The organism is Dactylosporangium sp. NPDC005555 (assembly GCF_040605635.1).
In the GTDB taxonomy this organism is placed as follows: domain Bacteria; phylum Actinomycetota; class Actinomycetes; order Mycobacteriales; family Micromonosporaceae; genus Dactylosporangium.
On record NZ_JBEXDG010000011.1, the window covers coordinates 181,657 to 206,523 of the forward strand.

Below are 24,867 nucleotides of genomic sequence, written 5' to 3' on the forward strand. Positions count from 1 at the left end.
CTCCTTGTTTCCCGAAGTAACGGCGTCTATCTGCCGCTGATTCAGGGATGCCCGATCCCAGGGACCGTCAAACACGCACACCTCATCGACCGTCGACGAGATCCGGCGATGCGGGCGCCGGAAGCGGGCGGAGGACGCCGGCCAGCAGGAAGGCGACGGTCAGCAGGCCAGGGATCACGATGAGCGCACGGAGGACCGACATGTGGTCGCCGAGCAGGCCGATGAGCGGCGGGCCGCCCAGGAAGGCGCAGTAGCCGATCGACGCGACCACGCTGACCCGCCCCGCTGCCTTGGCCGGGTCGTCGGAGGCGGCGCTCATCGCGACGGGGAAGCCCAGGGAGGCGCCGGTGCCCCAGAGGAGCGCGCCGGCGTAGGCGACGGCGGTGTTGGGGCCGAAGATGAACAGCGCCAGGCCGGCCAGGGCGATGACGGCCAGGGTGCGCACGACCGGGACGCGGCCGTACCGGTCGAGCAGCGCGGGACCGAACCACCGGCCGGCGGTCATCGCCGTCAGGAACACGGTGAAGGCGAGCGTGCCGACCGCGGCGGGCGTGTGATACCCGTCGATGACGGCGACGGAGATCCAGTCGATGCCCGCGCCCTCGGTGAAGGCGAAGGCCAGCACGAACACGCCGACGAGCAGGGTCCGCGGCTCGGTCCAGAATCGCAGGATGCCGCCGGAGGAGGGGGCGGACGAAGCCGAGGCGGGAGCCTCGTCGGGCAGGAACGTCCGGACCATGAAGAACGTGCTGGCGCCGGCCAGCAGCGCGACCGCGGACAGGTGCAAGGTGACGGGGACCTTCAACGCGACCATTGCCGTGCCGATCAGGGCGCCCGCGACGGTGCCGACGCTGTATCCGGCATGGAAGCGCGGCATGATCGCCCGTTCGAGGTGGCGTTCGACCAGCGCGCCCTGCACGTTCATCGCGACGTCCCAGGCGCCGTTGGCGAAGCCGAACGCGAAGAGGCCGAGCACGACCGGCGGCACGCCGAGGTGATACCCGGTGGCGACGACCACCAGACCGACGGTGAGCAGCACGGCCATCGTGGCAACGGTGGCCCGCGAGCCGAGACGCGCGACGATCTGGCCCGACAGCACGAGCGAGACGATCGAGCCGGCGGCGATGGCGACGAGGACCAGTCCGAGCTGGGAAGGCCCGAGGCGCAGGTCGTCGCGGATCTGCGGGATGCGCGTCGCCCAGCTCGCCATGGCGAAACCGGACCAGATGAAGGCGGCGTAGACGGCGCGGGTCGCGGCGCGCAGCGAGGTGGTGGACGCCGGCCCGGCGGTCAGGGTCATCGAGGGTCTCCGAGGGTGCGGGCCACGATCACGCGGATGTCGGAGCGTGATACGGGTGCCGTTGACAGTGTCTTGTGCATGACCAGGCCCTCGATCAGGGCGTCGACGCCCCGTGCGGTGGTCGGGTCGACGAAGCGTTCGAGCACGGCGCGGCTGGTGCGCATCCAGGTCTCGGTGATGGTGCGCAGCGAGGGGTCGCGCAGCGCGGCCAGGTACAGCTCATAGGCGACGGCCCAGTCGGCGGTGTCCGCGCCGGCGTCGCCGTGGATCAGGTCGGTGAGCGCCTCGATCAGCGCGTCATGCGTGTGCACGTCCAGGAAATGCGACTCGTAGGCCGCCGACATGCGCTCGGCGTGCCGCTGGAACGCCTGGGCGCGCAGGTCGTCGAGGCCGCTGAAGTGGTACGTCAGCGAGCCGAGCGGCACGTCGGCGGCCGTCGCGATGAGCCGGTGTGTGGTGCCCGCGACGCCGTGCTCGGCGATGACCGAGATGGCCGCGTCGACGATGCGGTCCTTGCGGTTGGGGTCGTGGCGCCGGGTCCCGGTGGCCATCTCAAAGTGCCCGGACGATCCGGGCCGGGTTGCCGACCGCGAGCACGCCCGAGGGCAGGTCGCGGACCACGACCGACCCGGCCCCGACGACCGTGTCGGCGCCGATCGTGACCCCGGGGCAGACGATGACGCCGCCGCCGAGCCAGACGTTGTCGCCGATGACGATCGGCTTCGCCGCCTCCCACTTGTCCCGCCGCGGCCCCGGCTCCAGCGGGTGGGTGGACGTCAGCAGCTGCACGCCGGGGCCGATCTGCACGTCGTCGCCGACCGTGATGGTGGCGACGTCGTTGCACACGAGGCCCCAGTTGGCGAACGCCCGGGCGCCGAAGCTCGTCTGATACCCGTAGTCGCACCGCAGCGGCGGCCGGATGTAGGCGCCCTCGCCGTAGCGGCCGAGCAGCGACGTCAGCACCTCCCGCCGACCGGCCTGGTCGGTGGGGTCCATCGTGTTGAACCGATGGGTGAGCGACTGCGCGCGGGCGTCGTCGGCGGCCAGTTGCGGGTCGTCTGCGATGTACAGCTCGCCGGCCAGCATCCGCTCGCGCATGGTCTTCCCGGTCATGTGTACAACCGTACACATGATGTGTACATCTGTACACAGTGACGTCTTCAGTCGGGCGTGATGCCCGTGTTCGTCGGGTCCTGCAGCGCCTCGTCGATGTCGGTCGTCGTGGTGGTCATGATGGCCTGGACCTGGCTGCGGTCGAGGGCGCCCGGGGCGCTCCACAGGTCGACGAGGTCCTTCGCGATCACCGACTCGACGATGATCCAGGCGGAGACCGAGGGGTACATCTTGCCGTGCGGGATCATCTCGCGGAACGCGGCGTACTCCGGCTCGGTGGCGAGTTTCGTGCCCTCGATCGCCTCGGTGCGGGCCGGCCACAGCCCGGAGTTGACGCTGTAGCGCTGCTGGCTCGCCTTGCCCGTCAGGTACCGGACGAACTCGAACGCCGCCTCGGGATGCTTGGCCTCCTTGAGAATGCCCAGGTTGGAGCCGCCCAGGAAACCGAACCTGCCCGCCTTGCCGGCCGGCATCGGCGCCGTCGCCCAGCCCGCCTTCAGCCCGGCCCGGGAGGTGTCGGAGGCGAACTCGGCGACCGACTGCGAGTTGTCGATGGTGATCGCGCCGGTACCCTCGGCGAACGCCCGCGGCACGTCGCTGGAGGACAGGGCCATCGCCTTCGGGTCGTCGTACAGGCCGATGAGCCGCTGGTAGTAGGTGACGCCGTCGACCGCGGCGGGCTCGGCGAGCATCGACTTCGTGCCGTCTTCCTTGATCAGGTCGCCGCCGGCGCCCCAGATGAACGGGGCCACGTTGTGGATGATGCCGAAGTTGTTCTGCAGGCCGATGGCGAGCGGCGCGATCCCGAGGTCCGCCGCCTTGATCTTCCGCAGGGTGGCCTCGAACGAGTCCCAGGTCGCGAACGCCTCCTTCGGGTCCAGGCCGACGTTCTTCAGCACGTCGGTGCGGTAGAACAGCGCCCGGATGTCGATCAGCCACGGCAGCGCGGTGATCTCCTCGGAGGTGATCAGGTGGCTGGAGCTCCAGCTCGCCTTGGCGAACGCGGCCTCGCCGCCGACCGCCGCGATCTCCTCGATGCTGTAGGGCCGCAGCGCGCCGATCGAGCTGAACCCGGCCACCCAGGTGGTGCCGAGCACCGTCACGTCCGGGCCCTCGCCGCTGGTCGACGCGGTGCTGAGCCGGGTCAGCGCCTCGTCCCACGGCACCCGGACCGCGTTGACCGTGATGTTCGGGTGCGCCTTGTGGAACTCCTCGGTCTCGGTGATGACCGCCTGGTCCTGCACCGGTCCGCCGTACGGCATGTACCAGAAGTCGATCGTGACGGGCGGCTGGTCGGCGGCGTACCCCACGCCTCCGGACTTCCCGTCGCCCTTCCCGGCGCACGCGGCGGCCGGCAGGAGCGTCGCCGCGGCGGCGGCCGCGGTCATGATCAGCCGGCGACGGCTCAGGCTGCGTTGCACTGGGCACCCCCTGTAGTCATCAGGCCAATCGTCCCGAGCGCCCGCGTGCTGAGAGCAAATCCCCAGCGCAAAACCCGAAACTCGGCCCGCGCGTGCCGATCTCAGTGCCATGCGACAGGTCGGGAAGGTCAAGTGGCGATGGCCGCGGGTGCTGGCACTCGCGATCGTGCTGCTCGGCGGCGTGACCTTCGCCAATGTGTACCTGCACGGCCGCAGCCAGGCGCACGAGGCCACCCGGTCGCACCTGAGCGAGCTCAACATGCTGCTGCACGAGGAGAGCTCGCTGCAGTGGAAGACCGTCGCCGACCGCAACACGCCGGTGACGGTCGCCCGCGAGCTCGGCGCGATCCGCAGCCGCGAGCGCGCCCTGATCGACGCGCTCGGCGACCTCGACCCCAAGACCGTCGAAGGCCTGGAGGCCAGCGTCAACGCGTACCACGCCGTGCTGGACACCGAGCTCGGCATGCTCGGCGTCGGCAAGATCAAGGAGGCGCGGGCGCTGGAGAAGCGGCAGACCGAGCCGCAGTTCGGCCGGCTCAACACCCAGCTGCGCAGCCTCGAGCAGCAGGAGGCCGACGCCGCGGAGCTGGCCAACACGATCGCCGACCTGTCGCTCGCCGTCGCCATGGCCCTCGCCCTCGTCTCGATCGGCGTGCTGCTCTACCGCTTCGAGCGCGAGCACCGTCTCACCACCAAGGCCAACGAGGAGATGCTGGAGCAGCAGCAGATCGCGCTGGACACCCTCGCCGAGCACGAGGCGCTGATCCGGCACCAGGCCTCGCACGACCCGCTGACCGGGCTGCCCAACCGGCGCCTGCTCACCGAGCTGCTGGAGGGCGGCGCCGCCGCCGACAGCGCCGACCGGGCGCTGCTGCTGGTCGACCTGGACAACTTCAAGCCCGTCAACGACCAGCTCGGCCACGCCGCCGGCGACGACCTCCTGGTCGGCGTGTCCAGCCGGCTGCTGGCCGCGGTCCGCGGCGAAGACACCGTGGTCCGCCTCGGCGGCGACGAGTTCGCGATCGTCATCTCCGGCGGCGACGCCGGCGTCGCGGTGCGGGTGGCCGAGCGCATCGTCGCCACCGTCGGCGAGCCGTTCGAGATCGCCGGCACCGAGGTCCGGGTCGGCGCCAGCGTCGGCGTCGCCATCAGCGGCGGCGGCCGCGACGGCAACCAGCTCCTCCGCGACGCCGACATGGCGATGTATCAGGTGAAACAGGGTGACAAGGGCGGCTTCGCCGTCTATCGCGAGCCCACGGTCCGCCTCATCGAGCAGGCCGTGCGCTGAGACCGGGTCATGATGGATCCATGAAGCTGGGTCTGCACTATTGGAACTACTCGACGCCGGCCGATCCGGCGGCGATCGCACCGACGCTGAAGGAGACCGCCCTCATCGCCGAGCAGTCCGGCGTGGCGTCCTTCACCGTCATGGACCACTACTTCCAGATGGAGGCCTTGGCCTCGGCCGAGGAGCCGATGCTGGAGGGCTACACCACCCTGGGCTATCTCGCGGCGCTCACGGAGAAGATGACGCTCGGCCTGCTGGTGACCGGGGTGATGTACCGCCACCCGGGGCTCCTCGCGAAGATCGTCACCACCCTGGACGTGCTGTCCGCGGGTCGCGCCCGCCTCGGCATCGGCGCCTCGTGGTACGAGCGCGAGCAGCGCGGCCTGGGCGTCCCCGTCGTGCCGGTCGCGGAGCGGTTCGAGCGGCTCGAGGAGACGCTGCGGATCTGCCTGCAGATGTGGAGTGACGACAACGGCCCCTACCAGGGCACCCACTACCAGCTGACGGAGACGCTCAACTCCCCGCAGCCGCTGGGCCGGGACCGTCCCATGATCATGATCGGCGGCGGTGGCGAGAAGAAGACGCTGCGGCTGGTCGCGAGGTACGCCGACGCCTGCAACGTCTTCGGCGACTCACCTGACGAGGTCGCCGCGAAGTTCGACGTCCTGCGCGGCCACTGCGACACCGAGGGCCGCGACTACGACTCGCTGATCAAGACCGTGCTGGTCAACCGCCCACCTCTGGCCGACCCGGACGCCTGGCTGCGCGACGTCGAGGCGTACGGGCGGCTCGGCGCCACCGAGATCATGACCATCCCCGACCGGCACCCCGTCGAGTTCGCCGACGGCCTGGCCAAGGAGATCCTGCCGAGGCTGCGGGATCTCAGCTGAGCAGGGTGATGTCGCGCAGGTAGTGCTCGAGGTCGCCGCGGGCGATGTGGGCGGCGAAGGCCTCGTCGCCCGCGTCCGCGGCGGCTCGCATGTATTCGGCCAGGTCGCGCAGGCGGGGTGCCACCGAGGCGAGGGCGGCCTCGCGCAGCGCGGCGTCGGCGCCGTAGGCGTCGAAGAACAGCCCGAGGCGTTCCGGGGTGCGCGGCCCGGCGGCGGAGCCGAGCGGGACGAACCGGTAGACCGCGTACGCCAGGTCCCAGGAGCGCGGGCCCGGCGCCGCCACGTCGAAGTCGATCAGGCCGACCGCCGCCGAGCCGTCGTAGACGCAGTTGTACGGCGCGACGTCGTTGTGGCAGATGACCTCGACCGGGTCCAGCGCCGGTTGCTGCCAGCCGTCGCGCCAGCTCGCCGCCACGTCGGCGGTCGCGTCGTGATACGCCCGCAGCAACCGCCCGGCGCTGGTCAGGGCGGCGTCGCCGGCCACCGCCGGAGCCCACGGATCGTGGCCGACCTCACCCGGAAGGAAGCTGAAGACGTCGCGGCCCAGGGGGTCGGTGCCGAACGAGCGGGGCGCCCCGGTGAAGCCGCGGGTCTGCAGGTGATCGAAGAGCTGGTGGATCCGCGGGCTCCAGGCACCCGGCGGGCGCCGGACCGTCGCCCCGACCCGGACGACCCGGTTGACCCCGCCGCCGGTGAGCTCTTCCTCGACGTCGGCCATACGGGCCAGCTTCGCACAGTCCGAAAGGGCAGACCCGCTCGGAAAAACCGGCGACCTCGTGCGTGGCGTCACCTGTCGCCCATCGTCGGCGTTGCACCGTTCGATGAGAGTTCTGGTCACCGGCGGCGCGGGGTTCATCGGGGGAAACCTGTGCCGGGAGCTGGTCACCCACCCTGCCGTCGATGAGGTCGTCGCGTTCGACGACCTGAGCACCGGCAGTGAGGGCAACCTCGACGGCGTCGGCGCGACGCTGGTCACCGGCAGCATCCTGGACCGCCCGGCGATCGACGACGCGGTCGAAGGGGCCGACGTCGTGATCCACCTGGCCGCGCGGCCGTCGGTGCCGCGGTCCGTCGCCGACCCGCTGCGCAGCCACCTGGTCAACGCCACCGGCACGATGCACGTGCTGGAGGCCTGCCGCCGCGGTGGCACACCCATCATCACGGCGTCGTCGTCGTCGGTGTACGGGCCGACGAAGGTCCTGCCGAAGCACGAGGAGCTGCCGACCCGCCCGCAGAGCCCGTATGCGGCGAGCAAGCTCGCGGCCGAGTCGTCGGTGCTCGCATATGGCGCCACCTATGGGCTGCCGGTGCTCGCATTGCGGTTCTTCAACGTGTACGGGCCGCTGCAGTCCGTCGGCCACGCGTATGCGGCCGTCATCCCCACGTTCGCCGACGCGGCGCTGCGGGGGCAGCCGGTGCACGTGCACGGCGACGGCCGGCAGACGCGGGACTTCACCTTCGTCGGGTCGGTCGCGCGGCTGCTCACCGACGCGGCGGTCCGCCGGGTCACCAGCCCGACGCCGGTCAACCTGGCGTTCGGCACCCGCACGTCGCTGGTCGACCTGATCGACAAGATCCGGGTGCTGGTCGACCGGCCGGTCGAGGTGGTCTTCGACCCGGCCCGCCCCGGCGACGTGCGCGACTCGCAGGCGGAGTCGTCCCGGCTGCGGGAGCTGTTCCCCGGCCACGGCCCCGTCCCGCTGGACGAGGGCCTGGCCGAGACCGTCAGCTGGTACGAGCGGCAGATAGCCTCGGCGCCTCTGTAGGCGGCACCAGAGCGGGCACCAGGCACAGGTCCGTGAGCTGCCCGACCAGCGCCGCCGGGGACGACCGGAGGTCCAGGGCGAGGGCGAGTGCCGGATCCAGCGGCGGCACCGACACGTGCGAGATCAGCGGGTGCAACGGCCGGAGGTCGATCTCGCCGTCGCCGAAGAGCTCCTCGTGCAGCTTCTCGCCGTGCCGTAGACCGGTGTAGACGAAGTCCACGGGCCGCTCGGACTGCGCGGCGAGCTGGTGCGCCAGGTCGTCGATCCGCACGGGGGTGCCCATGTCGAGCACGAGCGCCTCGCCGCCGGCGCCCAGGGCCGCCGCCTGGATGACCAGCTGCACCGCTTCCTGGACGGTCATCATGAAGCGGGTGACGTCCGGGTCGGTGACGGTCACCGGCCCGCCGGCCGCGATCTGCGCCTGGAAGGCGGTGACCACGGAGCCGCGGCTGCCGAGCACGTTGCCGAAGCGGACGTTGAGGAACGTGCCCGCCGCGACGGACGACCGGTGCGCGGTGAGCCGCTCGGTGATCCGCTTCGAGTAGCCCAGGACGCTGCACGGGTTCGCGGCCTTGTCGGTGGAGATGTTGACGAAGCGCTCGACGCCGGCCGCCGAGGCCGCCGTCAGAACGTTGAGCGTGCCGAGGACGTTGGTCTGCACCGCCTCGGCCGGGTGCCGCTCCAGCAGTGTGAGGTGCTTGAGCGCGGCGGCGTGGAACACCACCTCCGGGCGGCGCTCGGCGAAGATCGCGGCGATCGACTCCGCGTCGCGCAGGTCGGCGAGGATCAGCTCGGGGCTGTCCAGCAGCGCCCGGCCGTGGATCGACAGCTGCACCGCGTGCAGGGCCGACTCGTCGCGGTCGAGCATCATCAGCTCGGCGGGGCCGAACCGGTGCAGCTGCCGGCACAGCTCGGAGCCGATCGAGCCGCCGGCGCCGGTGACGAGGACCCGGCGGCCGGTCAGGTAGTCGCCGATCGCGGCCAGGTCGGTGTCGATCTGGCGGCGGCCGAGCAGGTCCGACAGCTGCACGTCGCGGACCTCGGCGACCCCGATCGACCCTCCTGCGCTCATTTGCAGGCTCTCGCTGATCGACGGCAGGATCTTGAGGTCCCGGCCCGCCGCGGTGGTCGTCGCGCGGACCTCGCGCAGCAGCGCGCCGTCATCCGCCCGGATCGCGAAGATGACGACCTGGGCGCCGGTGCGCACGATCGCCGAGCGCAGCGAGGCCCGCCCGCCGAGCACGGCGACCCCCTCGATGCGCAGGTTGCGCTTGTCCGGGTCGTCGTCGACGATGCCGACCGGCCGGTAGCGGCAGTGCGGGTCGTGCGCCATCGAGCGCAGCAGCCGGTGACCGGCGGCGCCCGCGCCGAAGACGACGACCGGCACGGCCTCGGGGGTGGGGGCGACCCGCAGGCGACGCTCGCGGCGCAGCCGCCCGCCCGCCCGTCCGGTGACCATCGCGAGCAGCGCGGTCATCGCGCCGACCACCGCGACCGGGGCCGCGGAGCCGCCTGGGGTCGCGCCGGTGGTGGTCGAGCCGGCCGTCCAGAGCGACGGGCCGGCCGCCCACAGCAGCAGGCCGGTCGCGGCGACGGTGAACGCGAGCGCCCGCAGCTCCGGCAGGGTCCCGCGGCCGTACCGGCGCCGGTACAGGTGGACCGGCCAGGCGATCGCCGTGTGCGCCCCGGCGGCGAGCACGATCGCGGCGCCGACGGCGAACAGCGACGGCCGGGTGGGCGCGATGGTGATCGCCAGGGCCAGGCCGCCGGCCCAGGCGCAGAGGTCGGCGGGCCAGTCCGCGGGCCCTGAAGGCCTGTGGTCGTCCATCGGTTCCCCCTTCGACTGCGACCATTGTTCACGATTTGCGGTATGAGATCCCGGTAAAACCGGATCGGGGAAATTAGACCGTTTCACCTCTTCCGCTATGACATCCTGTCACTCTTCGTACAGAAGCAAACACGGGAGGTCATGGCGTATGGAGCTGCGCGACTATGTCGGCGCGGTCCGGAAACGCTGGTGGCTGGTGGCCACGACCGCCTGCCTGGCCCTGGTCGCGGCGGTCTTCGTCACCGCGCGCACCGCGCCGATGTACGCGGCCTCGGTCACGTTCTTCGTGAGCACCCCGAGCAGCGGCGTGACCGACGCTTACCAGGGCGGCCTGTTCTCACAGCAGCGCGCCAGGTCCTACGTCAACCTCGTCGGCAGCGACCGCCTCGCGCGCGCCGTGGCCGCGGACCCCGCGGTCGGCCTCGACGCCGACGGGGTCAAGGAGCGCATCAGTGCCCGGACCGTGCCCGACACCGTCCTGCTGGACATCACCGTGCTGGACACCCGCAGCGACCGCGCTCTGCGCATCGCCCAGGCCGTCGCGTCGAAGTTCGCCGCGCTCGTCGCGGTGCTGGAGACCCCACCGGGTGGCGACAGCCCGACCGTGCGCGTCGACGTGGTCACCGGCCCCCGCGTCGGCACCGACCCCGTCTCGCCGCAGCCGGCCCGCAACTTCGCCGTCGCGCTGGTCATGGGCCTGCTCGTCGGTGCCGCGGGTGCCGTGCTGCGGGAGATCCTGGACAGCAGCGTCCGCTCCGCGACCGCCCTGCGGCAGGCCGGCGGCAAGGCCGTCCTCGCCACCGTGCCAATGGACCCCAGGGCCCGGCAGGAGCCGCTGCTGCTGGAGGACGCGTCCTGGTCACCGCGCGGCGAGGCGATGCGGCACCTGCGCACCAACCTGCAGTTCGTCGACCCCGACCGGCGGGCCCGCTGCATCGTCGTCACCAGCGCGCTGCCCGACGAGGGCAAGTCGACGATCGCCTGCAACCTCGCGATCGTCCTGGCCGAGAACGGGCACCGGGTCCTGCTGATCGACGCCGACGTGCGCCGCCCGAAGCTCGCCGAATACCTCGACCTCGAAGGTGCGGTCGGCCTCACCAACGTGCTCGTCGGCCAGGTCGACCTGGACACCGCCGTGCAGCCGTGGGGCGACCGCGACATGTGGGTCCTGGCCAGCGGCTCGATCCCGCCCAACCCGAGCGAGCTGCTCGGCTCGCAGCAGATGGCCCGGCTGCTCGCCGCCGCCGGCGAGGACTTCGACTACGTCGTCGTGGACACCTCGCCGCTGCTCGTCGTCACCGACGCCGCGGTCGTGGCCAGCCGCGCCGACGGCGCCGTGCTCGTCACCCGGGCCGGCAAGACCACCACCACCCAGGTGCGCTCCGCCGTCATAGCGATCGACGCGGTCTCCGCCCGGCTCTTCGGCTGCGTGCTCAACGGCGCCAAGGCCGGCGGCGACGACGGCTACTCCTACGCCTACTACGGCACCCGGACCGGCGCGCCGATGCTCACGGCGCGAGCCGCCCCGATCAGGCGGGATCTCGACGCGGCCGGTCGGCCAGGAGGGTGAGGATGTCCGCAATCGTCGCGGCGCAGACACGGAACTCGCCGATCGGAGCACCGAACGGGTCGGGCAGGTCGTCGTCGAGCGGTGCGCCCGCCTGCAGCCGCCCCCGCACCCGGGCGATGTCCCGCAGCGTCGTCGGCCCCGGCGGCAGCTGCTGCAGGTACCGGCCGAACTGCCGCAGCGTGAACGTCCGCGCCGTCGCGGCCGGGGCGAGGGTCACGCAGTGCGCCCGCTCCGCCCGGGTCGCGGTCAGCACCAGGTCGGCGCCGGCCAGCAGCGCGGCGTCGACGCGCCGGCTGGCGAACCCCGCCGGGTCCGCGCCCCGCTCCACCAGCACGTCCTTCGCGAACGCCGGCATGTCCAGGTCCGGCACCGCGTGGGTGCCCGCACTCGCGGCGTCCAGGCCACCGGCCTGGGCCAGCCGCTCGGCCATGGCCGAGCGGCACAGGTTGGCCCGACAGACGAACAGCATGGAAAGCCCCCGATGACTACTCGCATCTTCCTTTCGGCGCCCGATATGTCGGGCACAGAGGAGCGCTACCTCGTCAACGCGTTACGTTCCGGTTGGGTGGCGCCCGTCGGCCCGGATCTTGACGCGTTCGAGGCGGAGATCGCCCGGCGGTGCGGCACCGCGCACGCCGTCGGGGTCGGCTCCGGCACCGCCGCGCTGCACCTGGCCCTGCTCGCGATGGGTGTCGGGCCCGGCGACGCGGTCGTCGTGCCGACGCTGACGTTCGCGGCCACCGCCAACGCCGTCGTCTACACCGGCGCCGAGCCCGTCTTCGTCGACAGCGAGCCGGACACCGGCAACGTCGACGTCGCCCTCGTCGAGCGGGCGGTCGCCGACCTGCGCCGCGAGGGCAGGCACGTCGGCGCGGTCGTCCCGGTGGACCTCTTCGGCGCCTGCGCCGACAACCAGGCGCTCGAGGCGCTGGACGTACCACTGCTGGAGGACGCGGCGGAGGCCCTCGGTGCGACCCGGGACGGGCGCCCGGCGGGATCGTTCGGGCGGGCCGCGGCCCTGTCGTTCAACGGCAACAAGATCATCACCACGTCGGGCGGCGGGATGCTCGTCACCGACGACCAGGCGTTCGCCGACCGCTGCCGCTACCTCGCCACCCAGGCCCGGCAGCCCGTGGCGCACTACGAGCACACCGACATCGGCTACAACTACCGGCTCAGCAACCTGCTCGCCGCGGTCGGCCGCGGGCAGCTGTCCCGTCTCGACGGCATGATCGCCCGGCGGCGGCAGCTGCGGGAGCGCTACGCCAAGGCCTTCGCGGGCGTGCCCGGCGTGCGGATCGTCGGCGAGTCCGACCCGGACTCGTGGCACGGCTCCAACTGCTGGCTCACCGTCATCGCCGTCGACGAGCGCGAGTCCGGCTGGCGCGCCGCAGACCTCGGCGCGCACCTCGCCAAGGCCGACATCGAGAGCCGCCCGGTGTGGAAACCGATGCATCAGCAGCCGGTGTACCGCGATGCCCGCAGCTGGCTGACGGGCGCCGCCGACCGGCTCTTCGCCACCGGCCTGGCCCTGCCCAGCGGCTCGCAGCTGCAGGACGCCGCGCAGCAGCGCATCTTCGACGCGATCAGCGAGTTCCTGTGAACCGCGTCCTCGACATCGCCGGCGCGGCGGTCGCCGCGGCCGCCCTCGCCCCGGTCATGGCGGCCACCGCCGTCTTCGTCGGCGTCACGATGGGCACGCCGGTGCTGTTCCGCCAGGAGCGGACCGGCCGGCACGGCGAACCCTTCACGTTCGTCAAGTTCCGCACCATGCGCCCCGCGGCGACGAGCGGCTTCGACCCGGGCAGCGACGCGGACCGCCTCACCGCGGCCGGCCGCTTCCTGCGCTCGACCAGCCTCGACGAGCTGCCCGCGCTGTGGAACGTCCTGCGCGGCGACATGAGCCTGATCGGGCCGCGGCCGCTGCCGACCGCGTACCTCGACCGGTACACCGAGCGGGAGGCGCACCGGCACGACGTGCGGCCCGGGATCACCGGCCTGGCCCAGGTCCTCGGCCGCAACAACCTCACGTGGGAGCAGAAGTTCGCCCACGACCTGCACTACGTGCGGCACCGGACGCTGCGGATGGACCTGCGGATCCTCGTCGAGACGGTCCGCACGGTCGTGCGCCGCGACGGTGTCACCGCGACCGGCTCCGCGACCAACCACGAACTGCGCGCCGCCGCCGCTGCCGGCCCCTCAGCTGCCGGCCCCGCGGTCGCCGGTCCCGCTGCCTCCGCCGCGGTCGAGGACGGGTGGCGGGCATGAAGAACGGACTGGTCATCGTCGGTATCGGCGGGCACGGTCGCGAGGTGCTGACCATCGCGCGGGCCGCCGGCCTGCCCGTGCGCGGCTTCGTCGACGACAGCCCCAGCCAGCGCAACCTCGACCGGGTGTCCGCGCTCGGCGTGCCGTTCCTCGGGCCGACCACCCGCCTCGGCGACGAGCGGCCCTCGATCGGCTACGTGATCGGCATCGGCGACCCGAGGATCCGGGCCCGTCTCGACGAGCAGCTGCGGCTGCACGGCCTCGCGGCGGCGACCCTGATCCACCCGGCCGCGACGATCGGACCGGACGCGTGCGTCGGTGAGGGGTTCGTCGCGTTCGCCGGCGCCCGCGTCACCACGAACGTCCGCATCGGGCGGCACGTACACCTGAACCAGAACTGCACCGTCGGCCACGACACCGAACTGTCCGACTTCGTGCAGGTCAACCCCCTCGCCGCGATCTCCGGAGACTGCCGGATCGGCCCCGAGGTGCTGATCGGCACGACCGCCTGCGTGCTGCAGGGGCTGCACGTCGGCGAGGGCGTCACCGTCGGCGCGGGGGCGTGCGTCACCCGCGACGTCGAGCCGAAGACGACCGTGAAGGGGGTGCCGGCCCGGTGAAGGTCGCGATGATCATCAAGACGGACGACGGCGGCCGGTGGACCCTGTCGCAGCTCGACGAGCTGCGCGACCGCGGCCACGAGGTCGTCGCCGTGCTGCCACCCGGCAGCGAGGGGCAGCTGCGCAAGGCCCTGCACGACCGGGGGATCGACGTCGTGCAGTCCGCCTTCGACTTCCGCTTCCGCCCGACGCCGGCCACCCTGACCGGGCTGCTCGGCCTGCGCGAGCAGCTCCGCGCGCTCGCCCCGGACGTGCTGCACTACCACCTCTACGCCTCCGCGCTCGCCGTCCGGATCGCGAGCCTCGGCCTGCCCGCCCGGCGCGTCCACATGGTCCCCGGTCCGCTGTTCCTGGAGTCGCCGCTGATCCGGACGGTGGAGCGGGTCCTGTGCCGCCGCGACGAGGTCGTCATCAGCGGCAGCGACCACACCGCGGCGCTCTACCGCGGCATCGGCATGCCCGCCGCGCGGGTCGCCCCGATCCCTTACGGCACCGACTGCGACTACTTCTCGCCGCCGTCGCCCGCCTACCGCGCCGCATGCCGGGACGCGTTCGGCGTCGGCGACGGCACGTTCACCGCCTGCATGGTCGCCTACGTGTACCCGCCGAAGCGGCTCACCCACCGCGGCCGGGGCATCAAGGGCCACGACATCCTGCTCACCGCGTGGCGCCGCTTCCGCCGCGACGTCCCCGACTCCCGGCTGATCCTGCTCGGCGGCGGGTTCAACGCCGACGGGGAGACCTACAAGCGGCAGCTGATGACCCGCTTCGGCGTCGCAGGCGACCCGGGCGTCGACTGGCAGGACTCGGTGCTCGACGTCCGCGACTGCTACGCAGCCGCCGACGTCAGCGTCAGCCCGTCCCTGTCGGAGAACCACGGCGCCGCCCGCGAGGCCGGCGCGATGGGCGTGCCGAGCATCGTCTCCGACGCCGGCGCGCTGCCCGAGACCGTCGATCCCTCGTCGGGCTGGCTGGTGCCCCGCGACGACGTCGACGCGCTCGTCGCGGCCCTGCACGAGGCGCACGCGGAGTTCCTCGCCGGCACGCTGCGCCACCGCGGGGCGCTGAGCCGGGAGCTGATCGTCACCCGCTTCGCCGAAGGGCCGGCCGCCGCCGCGGTCGCCGACGTGCTGGAGCTGGTCGCCCTCGACCGGGACGCCTTCGACCGGCACGGCCTCGACCGGGACGGCCTTAAGCAGGACGGCCTTAAGCGGGACGCCTTCGGCAGGGACGGCCGAAGATGACGCAGTTGCGATCGGCGAAGGCGCCCGTCCGGCACGCCGCACCGCGGCGCCGACCTTCGTTCGCCGGCAACGTGGGCTGGGGTGTGGCCGGCAACGCCGGCTACGCGCTGTGCCAGTGGCTGGTCCTCGTCGTCGTGGCCCGGCTCGGCACCGAGGCGATGGTCGGCGACTATGCCCTGGGCCTGGCCGTCGGCGCCCCGCTGGTGCTGCTGGCGAACCTGTCGCTGCGCACCGTCCTGGTCACCGACACGTTCCACGAGCACCCGTTCCGCCGCTACCTGCGGGTGCGGCTCGCCGGGATGGCCGCCGCCACCGCCTCGGTCTGCGTCGCCGTGTGGGTCTTCGACCTGCCCGCCGCGGTCGTCGTCCTCGTCGGCCTGGCCAAGGCGTTCGACGGCGTCGGCGACATCTACCTCGGCCTGCTCCAGCGCCACCACGACCAGCGGGGCATCGCGATCGCCCAGCTCGCCAACGGCGCTCTCACCATCGCGCTCACCGGCGTGCTGCTGTCCGCGACCGGCAGCGTCGCCTGGGCGGCCGCCGGCTCCGCGATGGGCTCGCTGATCGCGTGGCTCGGCTTCTGCGCGCCGCTCGCCTCCCGGGTGCTGGACGCGACCGCGAAGACCGGCCCGCGCAAGCGGCACACGCACCGCTTCAGCCCGCCCGGACCCGGCGCGCTGGTGTGGACGGCGCTGCCGCTCGGCCTCGCCTCGGCGATCACCTCGCTCACCGCGAACGTGCCCCGTTACGCGCTGCAGGACCGGCTCGGCGCCGCCGCCCTCGGCGCGTTCGCCGCCGCCGGGTACCTCGTGCTCACCGGCAACGTGCTCGTCTCCGCGGTCGCGCAGACGCTCCTGCCCCGCCTGGTCGAGCTGCGGGCGTCCGGCGCCAAGGACCGCTTCGCCGCACTCGTCCGGCAGGCGCTCGCCGGGATCGCCGTCGCCGGCGTGCTCGCCGTCTGGGCGGCGGAGCTGTTCGGCGCGAAGGTGCTGCGGACCGTCTACGGCGAGTCCTACGCGGAGGACGCCGGCACCCTCACCGTGCTCACCGTCGCCACCGCCGTCGCCGCGACCTGCTTCGTGCTCGACGCGGCCCTGTCCGCGGTGCGCCGCTTCACCGGGCAGCTCGCCGTCAACGCCGCGGTCTGCGCCGCCGCCGTCCTCGCCGCGCTGGTGCTCGTGCCCCGTTACGGCATCAGCGGCGCGGCGTGGGCCACCGTCGCGGCCGCCGCCGTCCACGCCGGCCTGAAGTGGGAGCTGCTGCGGCGTGACCTTTGATCCCTGGTACGCGGTGCTGCTCGCCGGGCTGGCGATCCCGGTGCTGCTGCTCGTCGGCGGGGTCCGCGACGTGCTCGCCTACGTCGCCGCGTACTTCTTCCTGTTCGGCTTCGGACCCGTCGTCAGCTACCTGCTCGGCGGGGCGATCTATTTCGGGACCAACACCGCCCTCATCGGCCGGGCCGCGCTGGGGTTGCTGCTCGCCTTCGCCGGGGTGCTCGTCGCCGGTCTGCTGGTGCGCCAGCGCGACGACATCGCCGCACCCGTCGCGACGCACCGCTTCCCGCTGGTGCCCGTGGTCCTCGCCGGTCTCGCCCTGTACGCGACGACCGTCCTGGTCCTCGGCGGCAGCAGCTTCCTCGCCGGCACCAAGCTCGACCGCATCGTCGTGGCCGGCCCCGGCCACTACGACTACCTGCTGGTCGAGATGTTCGCCTGCGCGCTGTACTACATGGCCGACGGCAGCACCGCCGGGCGCTTCACGTACCGGCTGAACTTCGCCGTCTACGTCGTCTACTGCCTCAGCACCGGCGAGCGCGACTTCGTCTTCGTGCTGTTCAGCCTGATCCTGCACCGCGAGCTGACCCGGGGCGGCTCCTTCACCAGGCCGGTCGGCTACGGCGTGCTGCTGCTGCTCGGCGCGACCCTGATCTTCAGCCTCCGCGGCGACGGGCCCGCCGACGCCACGCAGGTGCTCAACCAGGGCTCGGTGCTGTTCGTCGACACCTGGGTGATGACGCACGTGCCGTCGGTCGAGCCGTTCGCGCGCGGCGCCACCTACTTGCACGCGGCGGTCAACCTGCTGCCCGGGCACGCGCAGCCGGCGCTGGCGCAATGGCTCGTCGACCGGTACGCGCCCGGCAGCGCCTCCGGCTACGGCTTCTCCCTCACCGGCGAGGCCTATCTCAACTTCGGGCTGTGGGGCATCCCGGCGCTGTTCGCCGGGCTCACGGTCGTGCACCGGCTGCTGATCAACCGCATCGACCGCGCACCGATCTACGCCTACGGCAGCCTGCTCTTCACCGTCGCCTGGATGTACGGCTTCCGCGGCGAGAGCGGCAGCCTGCTCAAGACCTGCGTCTACGGCCTGCTCTTCTACGGCGCGCTCCGGCTGGTCTCCATCCGGGCGGACATCCCCGCGACACCGACCGAAACACCGACTGGAACACCGACTGGGGACCCGGGGGCGGTGCGGCAATGCGTCTCGTCGTGAGCTGCGAACAGCGGTACGTACGCACCCCGGACGGGCGGGTGTGGAGCACCACCGGTGCCGCGTACGACTTCTGGCAGCGCTACCTGACCGTCTTCGACGACGTCCGGATCGTGGCCAGGGTCGCCGACCGGGCGGGCCGCCCGCCGGACGCCCAGCGCGTCGACGGCGAGCACGTCACCGTGCACCCGGTGCCCTACTACGTGGGGCCGCTGCAGTACCTGCGCCGCCTGCGCGCCGTGCGGGCGGCCGTCCGCGCCGCCGTCGACCCCGGCGACGCCGTCCTGCTGCGGGTGCCGTCGCCGATCGGGACGCTGCTGCACCGCACGCTTCGCAAGGGCGGCCGCCCGTTCGGCCTGGAGGTCGTCGGCGACCCCTACGACGTGTTCGCGCCGGGCGCGATCCGCCACCCGCTGCGCCCGCTGCTGCGTGCCTGGTTCACCGCCCGGCTGCGGGCGCAGTGCCGCAGTGCCGTCGCCGTCGCCTATGTCACCGAACGCGCGCTGCAGGCCCGCTACCCGGCCGCGCCCGGGGCGGTGACCGCCGCGTACTCCAGCATCCAGCTCGACGGGTCCGCGTTCGTGGACGGTCCGCGCGCCCCCCGCTCGCCCAAGGTCGCGGTCCGGCTCGTCTCCGTGGGGTCGCTGGAGCTGCCGTACAAGGGGATCGACACGCTGATCGAGGCGCTGCCGATGCTGGTGCGGGCCGGCCTGGAGGCACACCTCGTGCACCTCGGCGACGGCCGGTGCCGCCCCGACCTGGAGCGGCTCGTGCGGGAGCGGCGCCTCGGCGGGCGGGTCGCGTTCGCCGGCGCCGTCCCGCCCGGCGCGGCCGTGCGGCTGTTCCTCGACGACGCCGACCTGTTCGTGCTGCCGTCGCGCACCGAGGGGCTGCCCAGGGCGCTGATCGAGGCGATGGCCAGGGCGCTGCCCGCGGTCGGCACCACCGTCGGCGGCACCCCGGAGCTGCTCGACCAGCCGCACCTGGTGCCGCCCGACGACCCGGTCGCGCTCGCCTACGCCATCACGGCCCTGGTCGCCGACCCGGCGGCGCTCGCCGCGGCGTCGGCACGCAACCTCGTCCGGGCCCGTAACTACGCCGCCGACACCCTCGCCCGGCGGCGCACCGACTTCTACCGCGCGCTGCGCGTCATCACCCAGCCAGAGAAGGTCAAGGAGGTCGTCGGAGGTGCCCGACAGCTCGACTGAGATCACCGGTGTCCGGTCCCATCTGCGGGTGCTGCTGCGCACCCGGCGGCGCAAGGTGGTGCTCGCCGTCGTGGTGGTGCTGGTCCTGGTCGCCGGGTTCGGGCTGCGGCTGATGACCGTCGCCGGGTCCGCCGCCGGGCATCTGCAGCGCGCGGCGACCCTGGTCGGCTCCCTGGAGGACGCGCTGCGCGCCGGTGACCTCGCCGCGGCCCGCCGCACCACCGCCGACCTGCGCCGCCAGACCGCAGAGGCCCGGGCCGACACCTCCGGCGTGACGTGGGGCTTGGGCCGGTCCACCCCGATGGCCGGCGACGACCTGACGGCGGTCGCCGCGGTCGCGCGGATCGTCGACGACCTCGCCACCCGGGTGCTGCCGCCGATGCTGGACGCCGCCGGCGGGCTGCAGTCCACCCTCGCCGGCGGGGACGGCCTCGCCGCGGTCACCAGCGCCGCCCCCGAGCTCGCTGCGGCGGATTCGCTGGTACGAGCGGCGCAACGCAGACTGGCAGGACTCGACCGCGGCGGGCTGGACGCGCGGGTCCGCGGCGCCGTCGAACGGCTCGACGACGCGCTGCGCCGGGTCGCGCCGATGCTGGCGCCCATCGCCCGCGCCGCCGGGCTGCTGCCCGCGATGCTCGGCGCCACCGCGCCGCGGACCTACCTGGTGCTCTTCCAGAACCTCGCCGAGGTCCGGGCCACCGGCGGGATGCCGGGCGCGTTCGTGGTGCTGCAGGCCGACAAGGGCGCGATCACGATCCTCCAGCAGGGCGCCGCCGCCACCGACATCGCCGAGTTCGCCACGCCCGTGCTGCCGCTGGACCCCGACATGGAGGACCTGCACACCGACCGGCTCGGCCGCTATCCCGCCGACGTGAACCTCACGCCCGACTTCCCGACCGCGGCGGCGCTGTACCGCGAGATGTACCGGCTGCGCTCCGGCCGCATCGTCGACGGCGTCCTGGCCACCGACCCGGTCGCGCTGGCCTACCTGCTGCAGGCGACCGGCCCGGTCGACGTCGCCGGCGGCCCCGCGCTCACCGGGCCGACCGCGGTCCGGCGGCTGCTGTCCGAGGTGTACCTGACGATCGCGGACCAGAAGTCGCAGGACGCGTTCTTCGCCGACGCCGCCAGAGCCGTCTTCGACAAGCTGACCGGGGTGATGCCGTCGACGTCGAAACTCATGCCGGCGCTGCGCAAGGCCGCGGACGAGCGGCGGATCCTGGCCTGGAGCGCGCATCCGGAGGAGCAGGCCGAGCTCGCCGGCACCGTCTTCGCCGGCACGCTGCCCGACGACGACGGCGCCCGGCCGACCGTCGGGGTCTTCCTCAACGACGGCACCGGCGCGAAGCTCGGCTACTACATGACCCGTGAGGCGTCGCTGACCCCGGGGGAGTGCCTGGAGGACGGCTCCCGGCACCTCCTGCTGACGGTGGAGCTGGCCTCGACGGCGCCGAGGACCGGGCTGCCCCGCAGTGTGCTCGGGCTGGGGCTGGCCGGCGACTACACGATCCGCACCAACGTCATGGTGTACCTGCCGAGCGGCGGTGCGCCCGTGGACGCCACCCAGGACGGCGCGCCGGTCGACTACGGCAGCGGCTTCGAGAAGGGGCGCGCGGTGGCCGTCTTCACCGTCGACCTGGCGCCCGGCAAGAGCAGCACGCTTTCGCTGAACCTCATCACGGGCCCGGTGCCCTCCGCGGGCTTCACGCCGCGGCTGGTGACGACGCCCGGCATCACGCCGTGGACGCTTCGGTTGCAATCCGCCGAGAGGTGCGGCAAATGATGAAAAATGCCCATATCGGGGTGATGCGAAGTCTACGGTGAAATTCATGCGACCCCGAACAAGATCCGCACTGACCGCCCTCGCGGGGGCACTTGTCGCGGCGGCAGTGCTGGGAGCACCGACCGTCGCGCACGCCGAACCTGGTGGAGCGGCGGCCTCGGCCGCCTATCCGGCGCCGGAACCAGCCGTGAGGGTGAGCTCCGCGTCGGTGAGCACCGGCGGCGCGGTCCGCATCCAGGGGAAGCGGTTCCTTCCCGGCGAGCCGATCTCGATCCGCGTCAAGTACCGCATCACCCGGCACTCCGGCGGCTTCGACAGCCCGTTCCCGGCCCAGGTGAGCGGTGACCGGCGCACCGACGACGACGGCAGGTTCTCCGCGAAGGTCCGGCTCACCTCACCCGGCTACGCCACCATCAAGGTCACCGGCAAGCAGTCGGGACAGTCGGCAACCGTGACCGTGCGGGTGCTCGCCTGGCGCGGCTCGTACGACTTCGGTGGCGACGACTTCTTCGCCGGTACGCCGCTCGGCAACCCCGTGAAGCACAACGGCGGCGGCGACCACTGGGACGGCGGCGACCGGCCGGCCGGCTTCTACGGACCGTTCTTCGGCGGCTGGAGCCCGTTCAAGCTGTCGGCCAACGAAACCGCTCTCGGCACCGAGTCCGCCGACGCCACTGACCTGGCAGCGGCCGGCACGGAGCACCGCGGCGCCCACGGCGCCGACGTGGTGGCGAGCCTGCTCGGCCTGACCGCACTCATCGGCAGCGGACTGATCATGCGCCGCCGCCGCGTCTCGTAGCTCGCGCAACCAACCACCATCTGCACATCGCGTTCGACCCGTCGGCCTGCTCCACGGCCGGCGGGTCGCGTGTTCCCACCCTTAGGATGATCATGGGTAGAACAGTCATCATCGGGCAGGGCTACGTCGGCCTGCCGCTCGCCATCCGAGCGGTCGAGGCGGGCGACGACGTCGTCGGGCTCGACGTCGACACCGACCGGGTCAAGTCCCTCGGTGCCGGCATCTCCTTCGTCGAGGACGTGCCCGACGAGCGGCTCGCCTGGGCGCTGGAGACCGGCCGGTACCGGCCGACGGAGGACTACGCCGACGCCGCGGGCTTCGACACGTGCGCGATCACCGTGCCGACCCCGCTGACCGACGGCGTGCCCGACATCAGCCACATCGAACAGGCCGCCCTCCAGCTCGCCCCGCACCTGCGGGCCGGCTGCACCGTCATCCTCGAGTCGACGACCTACCCGGGCACCACGGAGACCGTCCTGCGGCCGCTGCTCGAGCACGCCTCCGGGCTCAGCACACCGGACGACTTCTTCCTCGGGTACAGCCCCGAACGCATCGACCCGGGCAACCCCACCTGGCACCTGGACAACACACCGAAGCTCGTCTCCGGCATCGACGAGACGTCCCTGGCCGCCACGATGCGCTTCTACCAGCGTTTCGTCGACCGTCTGGTGCCGGTGTCCGCGCCGCGGACCGCCGAGCTGACGAAGCTCTTCGAGAACACGTTCCGGCACATCAACATCGCCCTCGTCAACGAGCTCGCCATCGTCGCCAACCAGCTCGGCGTCGACGTGCGCGAGGCCATCGGCGCGGCGGCCACGAAACCGTTCGGGTTCATGGCGTTCGACCCCGGCCCCGGCGTCGGCGGGCACTGCCTGCCGATCGACCCGTCATACCTGTCCTGGCAGGTCAAGCGCGAGGTCGGGCAGCGGTTCCGGTTCATCGAGCTGGCCAACGACGTCAACGAGGGCATGCCCCGCTACGTGGTGCAGCGCCTCGCCTCCGGCCTCAACGACCGCTACAAGCCGGTCCGCGGCAGCCGCATCCTGCTGCTCGGCCTGGCGTACAAGAGCAACGTCGGCGACCTGCGCGAGTCGCCGGCCCGGGTCGTCGCCGAGCTCCTCGTCGCACAGGGCGCCGACGTGCACGCCGTCGAGCCGCACGCCTCGCAGCGCGACACCGGCAACGTCGCCGGGGTGACGGTCGTCGACCTGACCCCGGCCGAGCTCGCCGCCGCCGACGCCGTCGTCCTGCTCACCGACCACGACGACTTCGACTACGACCTGGTCGAGAAGCACGCCCGCTACATCTTCGACACCCGGGCGCGGTGCCACGGCGAGGCCGTCGAACGCCTGTAACCCGTTCGCCGTGCGGCGGCATCACGTTCGTCGGGTAGCTTGTGCCCCGTGATCGTGGTGCCGCTGCTCACGTTTATCGCTGTCTGCTGTCTCTGCCTGCCCCGCGACGGCGGCGGCTTCCGGCTCGCGCTGCTGCGCGCGGCGGTCCTCGTCGGCGGTGCCGCATGCCTGTCCGTCGAGGCGTTGTCGTCGGCGCACGCGCTGAACCGGACCGTGGTCACCGTCCTGTGGCTGGTCGCGCTCGCGGTGACCGGCTTCTTCGCGATCCGTGCCGTCCGCTCGTCCGGGGTGCGGCCCGACCTGCGGTCACGATGGGCCGGGCTGGCGTCCGTCGAGCGGCTCATGGCCGGCGTGCTCGCCGGGCTGTTCCTGCTCGACCTCGTCGTCGCGATCGTCGCCCCGCCCAACAACTACGACTCGCAGACCTACCACCTGCCGAAGATCGAGCACTGGGTGCAGCAGGGCGACGTCACGTTCTACCCGACCGTCATCGACCGGCAGCTCGCGATGGCGCCGGGCGCGGAGTATCTGCTGCTGCACCTGCGGCTGCTCACCGGCGGCGACGGCTCCTACAACCTGGTGCAGCTCGCGGCCGGGGTGGGCGCGGTCCTCGCGGCGTCGCGCATCGCGGGGCAGCTCGGCGGCGGCACACGGGCGCAGCTGCTCACCGCGCTGGTCGCCGGCACCACCCCGATGATCCTGCTGGAGGCGACCAGCACCCAGACCGACCTGGTCGTCGCGCTGTGGGTCGCGGCCGTCGCCACCCTCGCGCTCGACGGCCTGCGCGCCCGGTCCGGCCTCTTCGACACGGTGCTCATCGGTGGTGCCGCCGGGTTGACGCTGCTGACGAAGGCGACCGGGTTGCTCGCCGCCGGGCTGCTGCTCGCGATCTGGGCGGTCGCGCAGCTGCGGCGGTCCCGGTGGCGCGGCCTCGCCTGCGCCGCCGCGGTCGGCGTGCTGATGCTGCTCCTCGCCGGGCCGAACCTGCTGCGGGTCCAGGCGACCTACGACAACCCCCTCGGCCCGGCGCATCTGCGTGACTCGATCTCCATGCAGGTGCACGACCCGGCGTCGGTGCTGGTCAACGCGCTGCGCATCGCGGAGACGGCGCTGCAGACACCGGTGGGGCCGGTCAACCGGGCGGTCGAGGCCGGGATCATCGGCGTCGCCGGCGTCCTGGGCGTCGACCCGCAGGGGCGGGACATCACGTACTGGAACGAGACCTTCCCCTACCAGTCGTGGCCGCCGGACGAGGACCGGGTGTCGCTGCCCGCGCAGGGCGCGCTGATCCTGCTCGGCGCCCTGCTGCTGGTGTTCCGCAAGGACACCCGCCTGTATGCGGCCGTCTTCTGGCTGGCGATCCTGGCGTACGTCGTCACCGTGAAGTGGCAGCCGTGGGGAAACCGGCTCTTCGTCTTCCTCATCGTCCTCGGCGCGCCGCTCGCGGGGCTGTGGATCGCGGGCCTCAACGGGCGGCGGTTCGCGACGTGGGCGACGACGGGGGCGCTCGCGGTCGGGGTCGCGGCCGGCGGGTTCGCGGTCGCGTACGGCTGGCCCCGGCGGCTCGTCGGCCACGGCTCGGTCTTCACGACGTCGCAGATGGACCAGCGCTTCATCCGCGAGCCGCAGTGGCGGGGCGACTACGAGTGGGCCGCGGCGGCCGTCCGCGCGTCCGGGGCCCGCCGGGTCGGGCTCGTGCAGGGGTACAACACGTGGGAGTACCCGTGGTGGATCCTGCTGCGCGGCACGAAGATCGTGTCGATGCAGTCGCTGCAGCCCGGGCTGCCGCCGGCGACCATCAACGACGTGGACGCCGTCGTGTGCGTGAAGCCGCCGCACCAGTGCGAGTTCTACGTCCCGCCGACCTGGCAGGTGCACCGCCAGCGGGACGTGGCCTACGCCGTCGCGCCTTGACGCTCCTCCCGCC

At 72.7% G+C, this 24,867-nt stretch carries 22 protein-coding genes; 15 read left to right on the forward strand and 7 right to left on the reverse strand.

The features are described from left to right. Nucleotides 1–82: 82 nt before the first annotated feature. Genes ABZS58_RS15620 through ABZS58_RS15635 form a run of 4 tightly spaced genes read right to left on the reverse strand, consistent with a single transcriptional unit; the run spans nt 83 to nt 3,834 of the window. Entirely contained in the window at nt 83–1,300 is a 1,218-nt protein-coding gene (locus ABZS58_RS15620) for an MFS transporter (protein WP_354781792.1), read from the reverse strand. Continuing rightward, complete coding sequence (locus ABZS58_RS15625; RefSeq protein WP_354781794.1) at nt 1,297–1,851, reverse strand: TetR family transcriptional regulator; 555 nt, start codon at nt 1,849–1,851, stop codon at nt 1,297–1,299. Before ABZS58_RS15625 ends, ABZS58_RS15620 begins: the two co-directional genes overlap by 4 nt. Nucleotide 1,852: 1 nt before the next feature. Continuing rightward, nucleotides 1,853–2,413, reverse strand: coding sequence for a sugar O-acetyltransferase (locus ABZS58_RS15630; RefSeq protein ID WP_354781796.1), 561 nt, complete (start codon nt 2,411–2,413; stop codon nt 1,853–1,855). A gap of 47 nt (nt 2,414–2,460) precedes the next feature. Next, nucleotides 2,461–3,834 carry an extracellular solute-binding protein gene (locus ABZS58_RS15635; protein ID WP_354781798.1) on the reverse strand — a complete coding sequence of 458 codons (1,374 nt, stop codon included), beginning with the start codon at nt 3,832–3,834 and terminating at the stop codon, nt 2,461–2,463. A gap of 109 nt (nt 3,835–3,943) precedes the next feature. On the opposite strand from ABZS58_RS15635, the gene ABZS58_RS15640 reads away from it, so the two are divergent. Continuing rightward, complete coding sequence (locus ABZS58_RS15640; RefSeq protein ID WP_354781800.1) at nt 3,944–5,122, forward strand: GGDEF domain-containing protein; 1,179 nt, start codon at nt 3,944–3,946, stop codon at nt 5,120–5,122. 20 nt (nt 5,123–5,142) lie between these two features. Continuing rightward, the gene (locus ABZS58_RS15645) at nt 5,143–6,012 is read left to right on the forward strand and encodes an LLM class F420-dependent oxidoreductase (RefSeq protein ID WP_354781802.1); all 870 of its coding nucleotides are present in this window, start codon (nt 5,143–5,145) and stop codon (nt 6,010–6,012) included. Here ABZS58_RS15645 and ABZS58_RS15650 read toward each other — a convergent pair. Then, nucleotides 6,005–6,730 (reverse strand): aminoglycoside phosphotransferase family protein, encoded by a 726-nt coding sequence (locus ABZS58_RS15650; protein WP_354781804.1) that lies wholly within the window; start codon nt 6,728–6,730, stop codon nt 6,005–6,007. The genes ABZS58_RS15645 and ABZS58_RS15650 overlap by 8 nt on opposite strands. 103 nt (nt 6,731–6,833) lie before the next feature. Between ABZS58_RS15650 and ABZS58_RS15655 the strand changes: the two genes are divergently transcribed. Further along, on the forward strand, nt 6,834–7,778 hold the full coding sequence (locus ABZS58_RS15655; protein ID WP_354781806.1) for an NAD-dependent epimerase/dehydratase family protein: 945 nt from the start codon (nt 6,834–6,836) through the stop codon (nt 7,776–7,778). Here ABZS58_RS15655 and ABZS58_RS15660 read toward each other — a convergent pair. Then, complete coding sequence (locus tag ABZS58_RS15660; RefSeq protein ID WP_354781808.1) at nt 7,738–9,606, reverse strand: polysaccharide biosynthesis protein; 1,869 nt, start codon at nt 9,604–9,606, stop codon at nt 7,738–7,740. The genes ABZS58_RS15655 and ABZS58_RS15660 overlap by 41 nt on opposite strands. 148 nt (nt 9,607–9,754) lie before the next feature. On the opposite strand from ABZS58_RS15660, the gene ABZS58_RS15665 reads away from it, so the two are divergent. Further along, entirely contained in the window at nt 9,755–11,176 is a 1,422-nt protein-coding gene (locus ABZS58_RS15665; protein WP_354781810.1) for a polysaccharide biosynthesis tyrosine autokinase, read from the forward strand. Here the strand turns inward: ABZS58_RS15665 and ABZS58_RS15670 are convergent. Continuing rightward, entirely contained in the window at nt 11,136–11,645 is a 510-nt protein-coding gene (locus tag ABZS58_RS15670; protein WP_354781812.1) for a low molecular weight phosphatase family protein, read from the reverse strand. The two genes, ABZS58_RS15665 and ABZS58_RS15670, sit on opposite strands and share 41 nt — an antisense overlap. 12 nt (nt 11,646–11,657) lie before the next feature. Between ABZS58_RS15670 and ABZS58_RS15675 the strand changes: the two genes are divergently transcribed. From ABZS58_RS15675 to ABZS58_RS15725, 11 genes are all read left to right on the forward strand, one after another. Further along, nucleotides 11,658–12,779 (forward strand): aminotransferase class I/II-fold pyridoxal phosphate-dependent enzyme, encoded by a 1,122-nt coding sequence (locus ABZS58_RS15675; protein WP_354781814.1) that lies wholly within the window; start codon nt 11,658–11,660, stop codon nt 12,777–12,779. Further along, nucleotides 12,776–13,444: a sugar transferase gene (locus ABZS58_RS15680; RefSeq protein WP_354781816.1), complete on the forward strand. Its 669-nt coding sequence runs from the start codon at nt 12,776–12,778 to the stop codon at nt 13,442–13,444. The genes ABZS58_RS15675 and ABZS58_RS15680 overlap by 4 nt, the downstream gene beginning before the upstream one ends. Next, a complete protein-coding gene (locus ABZS58_RS15685) occupies nt 13,441–14,064 on the forward strand; it encodes an acetyltransferase (RefSeq protein ID WP_354781818.1) in 624 nt (207 codons plus the stop codon). Before ABZS58_RS15680 ends, ABZS58_RS15685 begins: the two co-directional genes overlap by 4 nt. Further along, the gene (locus ABZS58_RS15690; protein WP_354781820.1) at nt 14,061–15,308 is read left to right on the forward strand and encodes a glycosyltransferase; all 1,248 of its coding nucleotides are present in this window, start codon (nt 14,061–14,063) and stop codon (nt 15,306–15,308) included. The genes ABZS58_RS15685 and ABZS58_RS15690 overlap by 4 nt, the downstream gene beginning before the upstream one ends. Beyond that, a complete protein-coding gene (locus ABZS58_RS15695; RefSeq protein ID WP_354781822.1) occupies nt 15,305–16,585 on the forward strand; it encodes a lipopolysaccharide biosynthesis protein in 1,281 nt (426 codons plus the stop codon). Before ABZS58_RS15690 ends, ABZS58_RS15695 begins: the two co-directional genes overlap by 4 nt. Continuing rightward, a complete protein-coding gene (wzy, locus tag ABZS58_RS15700) occupies nt 16,575–17,798 on the forward strand; it encodes an O-antigen polysaccharide polymerase Wzy (protein ID WP_354781824.1) in 1,224 nt (407 codons plus the stop codon). The genes ABZS58_RS15695 and wzy overlap by 11 nt, the downstream gene beginning before the upstream one ends. After that, nucleotides 17,783–19,003, forward strand: a complete 1,221-nt coding sequence (locus tag ABZS58_RS15705; protein WP_354781826.1) for a glycosyltransferase — start codon at nt 17,783–17,785, stop codon at nt 19,001–19,003. The genes wzy and ABZS58_RS15705 overlap by 16 nt, the downstream gene beginning before the upstream one ends. After that, nucleotides 18,984–20,786, forward strand: coding sequence for a DUF4012 domain-containing protein (locus ABZS58_RS15710; protein ID WP_354781828.1), 1,803 nt, complete (start codon nt 18,984–18,986; stop codon nt 20,784–20,786). The genes ABZS58_RS15705 and ABZS58_RS15710 overlap by 20 nt, the downstream gene beginning before the upstream one ends. Before the next feature lie 46 nt (nt 20,787–20,832). Continuing rightward, complete coding sequence (locus ABZS58_RS15715) at nt 20,833–21,585, forward strand: hypothetical protein (protein WP_354781830.1); 753 nt, start codon at nt 20,833–20,835, stop codon at nt 21,583–21,585. Nucleotides 21,586–21,677: 92 nt separating this feature from the next. Beyond that, nucleotides 21,678–22,940, forward strand: a complete 1,263-nt coding sequence (locus ABZS58_RS15720; RefSeq protein WP_354781832.1) for a nucleotide sugar dehydrogenase — start codon at nt 21,678–21,680, stop codon at nt 22,938–22,940. Between the two features lie 48 nt (nt 22,941–22,988). Next, the gene (locus ABZS58_RS15725) at nt 22,989–24,854 is read left to right on the forward strand and encodes a hypothetical protein (protein ID WP_354781834.1); all 1,866 of its coding nucleotides are present in this window, start codon (nt 22,989–22,991) and stop codon (nt 24,852–24,854) included. The last annotated feature ends 13 nt before the right edge of the window (nt 24,855–24,867 follow it).